Below are 7,398 nucleotides of genomic sequence, written 5' to 3'. Positions count from 1 at the left end.
CGTCGTCTGCTCCGAGGCGGAACTCCGCCCGAGCGCATACGCAGCACCGAGGAGCACCACACACAGCATCACCAACAACGCCGCCCTGTATCTTATAACGACAGCCCGCGCCCGATATAGCATGACACCCACCCCCTACACATACACGCGCTCCACACCGTACGCGACCGCCGCCTCATGCTCGATACGACAACCGCGTGCCTCTGCATACCCCTGCACGAACACAGCAACATCCGCATCCGCGAGCAACATAAGACTCTTTCCAAGATATGCCAGCGCAACATTCTTAAAACCCGCCGTATGGAACTCATTGGGAAGAAAACTCTTGATCTCCTCTACACCCTCCCCATAAAAGCGCTCCGTAATCTGCGCCAAAATTGCATCACGTTCCGCACGAATCTCTTCATGCTTACGCCCACGCATCGGCTGCGAAATAAAAACCCTCTTCATTATTTTCTTCCTCCAATCAATCACTGCGCCGCATAGAAATTCGCCTTGCCGACAATCGTATCCAACATCTCATAGAGATACTCCCCCGGACACGCTGTCGACATCAGCTCCCTGTGCCCAACGATGTGGTCGCGGTCGATCGGCAGACCATAGTCCGTGCAGATGTTCGCCAGCAACATAGCTGCACTCTCAATCTGCGCATCCGTCGGCTCACCGATCTCAAAGTTGCCACAGACGTGGATGCCGATGGTATAGGAATTGTGCCTGTATGCGTGCGCACCCACCGTCCAATGCGGCCGCCCCTGCTCCACCGTGCCGTCCTTACGGATCACATAGTGATACCCGATGCACGTCCATCCCTGCCCCTTGTGCGAGGCATCGATCTCCGCCGCCGAGAGGTCGTCATCAACGGCATTGCCCGTGTGATGGATGACAATCTTATCGGTCACGCCGCGTGTTCTCAGATTGTCGTAATCGATGTCCAGATATGTATCAACAACAGGTACTCTCTCCATGTCACTTCTCTCCCTTCTCATCAGGCTTATCGCCCGTATCCTTCACGACACCGCCCCTCTTACGGACCAAAGCAGCGAACGCGCCCGCCTCCACAACACCCGCCCCCTGCAAATTCTCCATAATAGACACAAACTCCGTCATTGCCAGATACCCGATCACCAGCCCCGTTGCAAACGCAGGAGACTCCACATGCCCCAGCATAAAATCCAGCACCGCCGCCGAAAGCACCACCACAATATAGCTCAGAATCTTATGCACGAACCCCCTTCGCATCTCCTTACTGCTGATATAGCGCGCCCGATGCGCCGCCCGCAGACCCTTGCACGCCTGCCAAAGCGACGGCGCAGCCACCCCGCCATCCAGCAGACAGCGACGCGAAAGCGACAAACACTTCGTAAAAAGATCCGCAAACACCAGCAGCACAAACCCCGCAAACAACTGCGCATGCTCCTCGGCGGCAACCGACACCACACAGGACAGCATCAGCTTCACCGCCCAGCCCTCCTGCAGCCTCTGCAGCACATGAACAAACGACTCCACAAAAATCCTCCTCTCAACAACAACACACAACCTGCCATCCCCATCAAAGAATCGCCCGCCCCATCACACGAGCCTCATCGCCGCACCCAGTCGCAGCATCCATCCCACACAACAGCACCCAAACCTCACACAACCGCGCCCCTCACCTCCTCAACCCCCACACAGCCTCCGCGCCGCCGCGCCCCTCACCCCCTCAAAAACCCGTCCCCCACAGCCTCCGCACCTCCTTAGCGCCGCAGCGCGTGTCAAAACCCACGCACAAATCCCCGCAACAAAACCACCGCCGGCCCCTCAAAAATCCACCGCCGGCCCCTCAACCCCCCACAGCCGCATCGCGCCGCCTACACAAACACATCCACCGTCAGGGTCGCCCCCGCAAGCACCGCCGCAGCCCCCTTCAGCTTCACCTCCGCACAGCAGTAATACGTCAGCTTATCATTCGAGCGGTCATCATCATACACATAGTCACCCTCCTGCGTCACATCGACCAGCTCCTCCCACGCCATCACATAGCGCGCCCCGTCCGCCGCCTCCTGCCGCACCGCCTGTGCACAATGGGCATTCGTACACTTCCACCCGCGCCCGCCGGCAAAATCCGACACCTCCATCGACAACATCTCCACACCCGCAGGACAGAAAAGCGTTGCACGGAACGCCGCAACCTGATGATTCGGCAGCGCCATCATCACCTTGCCCAGCGTATACCCCGCAATCGTCCCATCCGCCTTCGCCGCCGCCGAAAAACCGCCCACGCGCACCTTGCCCGCAGGTGCCTCCCCCGCAGCGCCCGAACCTCCGCCGGTCCCCCCGGAGCCGCCGCCCGACAAACCACCCGCAGAGCCGCCCACATTGAGTGCGAGAATCGCCGCCGCCATCTCCCCCGGCGTATAGCGGGCAGACGCCCCATTCTTCGCCCGAATCGCATTGGCAATATCCGCCAAATGCGTAGTCGTCACAAGTACCTGCATCAGAACCGCACCCCATCCCCATTCACAGCCGCAGGCGCAGCAGACGCCGCCCCGCGCCCCACAATCGTCGGCGCGGGATTCCCCTCATGGCAAAAATACCCCTTTGCGAACGTGCGGAACCGATAGCAGTCCACATTGTTCACCTTGATCCTCCACGCCCCCGTAGATCCGAGCTTCGTCGGCACATCCGTCCCCTTCTCCCAGAACGCGAACACATCCCCCGACCCCTTCATATTCGTCGTAATATCCTCCAGATTGATCTGCCCCGGCAGCTCCAACCGCCCATCGAACACACACACATAGTTATTCCCCGCGTGCGACACCACATCCCCCTCATAGAACTGCGTCTTGGGCGCCCACACCTTCGTCGCCGCCTGCGTCGTATGCTGCCAGATCATATCCCCATCGATGCAGCGGCCATTGCCCGGCACAGGCACCTGCCCGCCCGTCGTCCCATCCTGACGCACCAGCTCATACACCTGCAGCACACCCGCATCATCATACGACAGACAGAACGCCCCCTGCGCCCACCACGCACCGGGCTGCCAATCCTTCCCATAGAACGCGAGCCTTGCCGTCCCCTCCGTGAACGACTGCAGCCACGGCGTATTCACAGGAGGCGCCTCATTCAGCGTACCGCCCTCCACCACGCGATAGAGACGGTGATCCGCATACAGCACATCCCCCGCCGCCACCGTCATCCGTGGCGTAAACTGCCTCGTGATAAAAGCATCCGCAGGCCGTACATACCGCCAGTAGCACGCATCCAGATTCTTCGGATAGACATCCTCCCCCTCGATCACCGTCCCCGCCGTATGACGCGGCCGCCAACCGTTCGACACCCCCGCCGCCGTACACACATAGCAGTAGACAGGCAGCCACGGTGACGACTCCGTAAAACACGCATCCCCCGGTGCATAGCGGCGCGCCGCCTCCCAGCGGTGCCGCTCCACATAGCGCAGCGTCGCCGACCCGAGAGAGAACTCCGCCCCGCTCACATCCGACGGCGCATTTGCGGCAGACGGCACAGGCAGCCGCCCCGCCCTCGTCACAAGGAAATAGCGGAGATCATAGAACACCGTCTTGCCCCCCGCATCGAGGAACTTCTCATACAGCCGCACAAACTGCCCCGGCACCACCGACAACTCCTCACCCGAGACAGGCTCCCCGCTCATCCAGTCAATCCCGCGCCCCACATAGCGCCATGCGAGAGAGCCGGTCGCATCATTCCCGAGATCCCGCGACACATCCGCCAGCACCGACGGCCCCTTCGTACTCGTCGTACAGTTACGCTTCCCCGCCACCATAAAATACACCAGATACGTATCCGGATTGTAACTGTAGAAACGACAGTTTCGCACCGTCACATCCGGGAAACGGTACGAATCCAGCGTCGACACAGCCTCAGGCGAGAAATCAATCTTGCACACATCGAACTCCTTGCCGTCAGGATCCCTCAGATACGCATTGCAGTTCTCAATCAGCACCGTCCCCTCAAAAATCCGCCCATACGTCAGATTGAACTCCAGCAAATGCGCATTCGGATAACTGTCCGCATCCAGCTGATTGATATAGAAATTACTGTTCGTCACCCGCACAATCCCGCGCCCCTCGCCAATCTGAATCGCGTGGTTAAATAGATTGCACTCGTCGATATAGAGATTGTAAAAATAATTATGGATATCCAGACGGTTGATACTCACCCGCGCGATATGCACATCCTTCACACAGTTCATCGCCGTCGCGCCCCAGTACCCCTGCACCGAGATATCATGGAGCTTCAGATTCAGACAGTTCGTCGCGCGGATCACATAGCCGCTCGTCCCATTCGACGACCCCGCCTTTTTGCCCGCTGCATTGAACCCGACAATATCCGACACCTCCACATTGTACGCACCCCAAATGTAGATCATCGTATTCTTGAACCGCGTATTGTGCAGCTCCGCCGCATTCGGCACAAAATTGAACCCGCTGATATGCGCATTGTGACACTTGCACCAGAGCACCGAGCAATACTTATTCGCCGTCGTATCCAGCATCACATCGCAGCCCTTAAAGTAGTAATGTGTCGCCGGCAGCATCGTATAGCTGCACGTAAAATGCGAATTCACCGTCTGCGTCGCCGTCTCATGACCGTCATACGACGACACAAGAGAACTGATCTCAAGCCCCCCGGGATACGTCCAGTCATACGTAATCGGCGAAGTCAAAAGCCCATCCATCGTATGCAGCAGCAGCTCATAGCGGGGTTCTGAGTACAGATACCCCCCGTCATCACGCACCGCATACGGCTCCTCCTTCAGAGAGAGCAGCGCATTCGGATGCAGCTCACTGAAATTGCCCCCGGTCTTCACGACAAAATTATCCCGCCGGAACGAATCCGTCGTCTCCTTCAGCGGCTCGAACGCCAGATAATCCTCCTCATTGTCCCCCCAGAGATAAAAGCCATACCAGGTCGCATTTACGTCGCGAATGAGGAGCTTCGACCCCGAGAGATCCACATTCCCGCAGCAGATAATCGGCTCATTGTCATCCTTTCGGATCACACCCTCATGATTGGCGACCCGCACAGCATAGTGCCTGCGCCCCGTCATCGGCTCGATCGAGAACGACTCCTTCTGATAGCGGTGACACATCCGCAGCGCATCCCCGTCATCCGACATTCCGTCCAGCTTCGCGCCGAACATCCGATAGTTCACCACGGATTCGTCAATCACCGCATAGAGATGCTTCCTCTTCGGTGTCTTCCCGTCACTCTCATAGCACGGAATCGGCTGCCCCTTGGCATCCTTCTTCAGCACATAGTCGCCATTTTCATCCACCACAGGCGACCCATCCATCTGATAGACCAGCTCGTACTCCTGCTCCTTTGTCGCGCCCAGATCCACCGCCCAGGGACAGGCGGACGCCGACCAGAGATAGCGGCACACATAGTGCGCCCCGCCGCCATCCCCCTTGCGGTAGTAGCCCAGCAGCTTGAACTCCGACCCGAACGACAGCCCCTTTGTTCCATTCGCGACCAGCGCCGCCATCGTCGGGAACGAGAGCAGCCCCTTGCCACCGCCCGGCACCTGCTCCACAATCACATGCGGCGGCTTCGTACCGCTGATCCCGCCCTTTATGCAGCGATCCAGCTCCTCACGCAGCTCCTGCACAATCATCGTCAGCTTATCCGGCATCCGCTCCACCGTAGGCAGCGGATACTTCTCCCCCAGATCCACCATCTGCGTCATCGGCGTCCTGCGATAGATCACCAGCTTCTGCCCCTTCGCCAGGAGCGGCGGACGCTCCGCGAGCGGCTTCTCCTCCCCCGGCGCATAGCCCGGATACAGCACCACATGCGCGTGCGCATCCACGAAATAATCCGCCGCCAGCAGCGTCTCCGACTGCGACGCCCCATCATAGACCAGCACCTTCACATCATCCACATCCGCGAACGGGAACGCAAACGGGAACCGCTGCGTCACCCCGTCCCCCTCATAGATCACCTTCGTCACCAGATAGTTAATCATCGTCCGCTCCTTTCAGCCCCGCTCCGGCGCGCCTTCCCCCTCTTCGGCTTCTCCGGCTTCGGCGGCACCTCTTTCGGGCGCAGCTTCTTGTCAAAGAACACCGCGCGCAGCACATTGCGCACATCGGGATCATAGTAGTTATCCGACTCCATCATATCCTCAGCATATTGCAGCAGCGAGAACAGCCCGTCCGAGAGCGTATTCGTCACACCCGTGCGCGCCGCCGTGAACGTACTCACCGCCTGCGCCCCCGACCGCATCACATCGAGCACACCCACCTCCTTCTTGGGCTTTCGGTACTTCTTCTCCTCCTCATATCTCCTGCGCTCTTTCGGCGACATCTTCCGGAGACGCGCACGTTCCGCCTCCTCCTTCTCCTCACGCTCGAGATCCTGCTTACCCATCTTGATCATCAGATCAACCGTCGCCTCCACCTGATTCAGACCGCGTGCGGCAACAGACCCGAGCTCGAAATTCCGTCCGGACGTCTGCCCGTCAAAAATCCGCGCAGAGACAAACCCGCTCAGATCGCGCACCACGGGAATCAACCCCGTTGCCGTCGACAGCACATTCCGACCGAGCACCTTCATGAACCGCTCCTCCCAAGGCACCTCCTCGCGCACCATCTTGCCGGACTTTGGATCCTTCACCATCCGATAGCGATCCCTCTCACCATCACCATCCAGCCCCAGCACAGCCTTACCGATTGCACCGATGATCATCACCAGAACCATACGGCAGAGCACCGAGCGCGCCAGCGGCATCCAGACACGCACATGCGCCCATCCGTCTGCGGCATACTTCCCCTTGAAATAGGATTCAGCAAGCGCATTGAACTGCGTATTGAAGAACGAATAAAACGACGTCAACATCTTCCTCAGCTCACTGCGCGAACGCTGGATCGCCGACAGATCCTTCGTCTGCCCCGAGCCGAACGTATCGCGCACCGCCGCGTCCCCCGCCTGCACCGCGCGCAGCTCGGCCTCCTTGATCCGCTCCTTCTCATCGAGGATAGGCAGCTCCCCCGCACGCTCCAGGCGCAGCCCCGCCTCATAGAACTCCTTCTCCTTTGCGGCAAACGCCTCCCTGACACGCTCCTCCTCGGCAGAGAGCTCCGCATCCGAGAGCCCCGCGTAGCGGGATCCCTGCATCGCCGCAGGAACCGGCGCCCTGCGTTTCTCCATCTCATCGCGCAGAGCGGCCGACTCCTGCCGCAGATCGTAGACCTCTGCGCGCAGCCGGTTCACATCCTCCTGCGCCGCCAGGAACGTCCGCCTGTTCTCCTCATTCTCCCGCCGGATCTCGGCCATCGCCTCCGGGAACGCACGCTCATACGCCGCGTTCCACGTCGGAATCGACAGCGCCAAATCCGTAAACACCAGCGGACGGTACGCATTGTCCCGCAGGAACTC

6 protein-coding genes are annotated in these 7,398 nt (G+C 59.6%); all 6 read right to left on the bottom strand.

Annotated features, from left to right (window positions below):
- Positions 1-135: 135 nt before the first annotated feature.
- On the bottom strand, positions 136-423 hold the full coding sequence (locus AXF19_RS06515; protein ID WP_216634925.1) for a hypothetical protein: 288 nt from the start codon (positions 421-423) through the stop codon (positions 136-138).
- Positions 424-470: 47 nt separating this feature from the next.
- Entirely contained in the window at positions 471-965 is a 495-nt protein-coding gene (locus AXF19_RS06510; protein ID WP_066846651.1) for a peptidoglycan recognition protein family protein, read from the bottom strand.
- 1 nt (position 966) lies between these two features.
- Positions 967-1,506 carry a phage holin family protein gene (locus AXF19_RS06505; RefSeq protein WP_237141533.1) on the bottom strand — a complete coding sequence of 180 codons (540 nt, stop codon included), beginning with the start codon at positions 1,504-1,506 and terminating at the stop codon, positions 967-969.
- Between the two features lie 341 nt (positions 1,507-1,847).
- A complete protein-coding gene (locus AXF19_RS06500; RefSeq protein WP_066846648.1) occupies positions 1,848-2,474 on the bottom strand; it encodes a hypothetical protein in 627 nt (208 codons plus the stop codon).
- Positions 2,474-5,986, bottom strand: coding sequence for a hypothetical protein (locus AXF19_RS06495; protein ID WP_066846645.1), 3,513 nt, complete (start codon positions 5,984-5,986; stop codon positions 2,474-2,476). The genes AXF19_RS06500 and AXF19_RS06495 overlap by 1 nt, the downstream gene beginning before the upstream one ends.
- Positions 5,983-7,398, bottom strand: a 1,416-nt coding sequence (locus AXF19_RS06490) for a hypothetical protein (protein ID WP_172837365.1), incomplete at its 5' end; no start/stop codon positions are given. The genes AXF19_RS06490 and AXF19_RS06495, both read right to left, overlap by 4 nt.

This window comes from Selenomonas sp. oral taxon 126, from assembly GCF_001683335.1.
In the GTDB taxonomy this organism is placed as follows: domain Bacteria; phylum Bacillota; class Negativicutes; order Selenomonadales; family Selenomonadaceae; genus Centipeda.
This window is presented reverse-complemented; position numbering and strand designations above follow the sequence as displayed.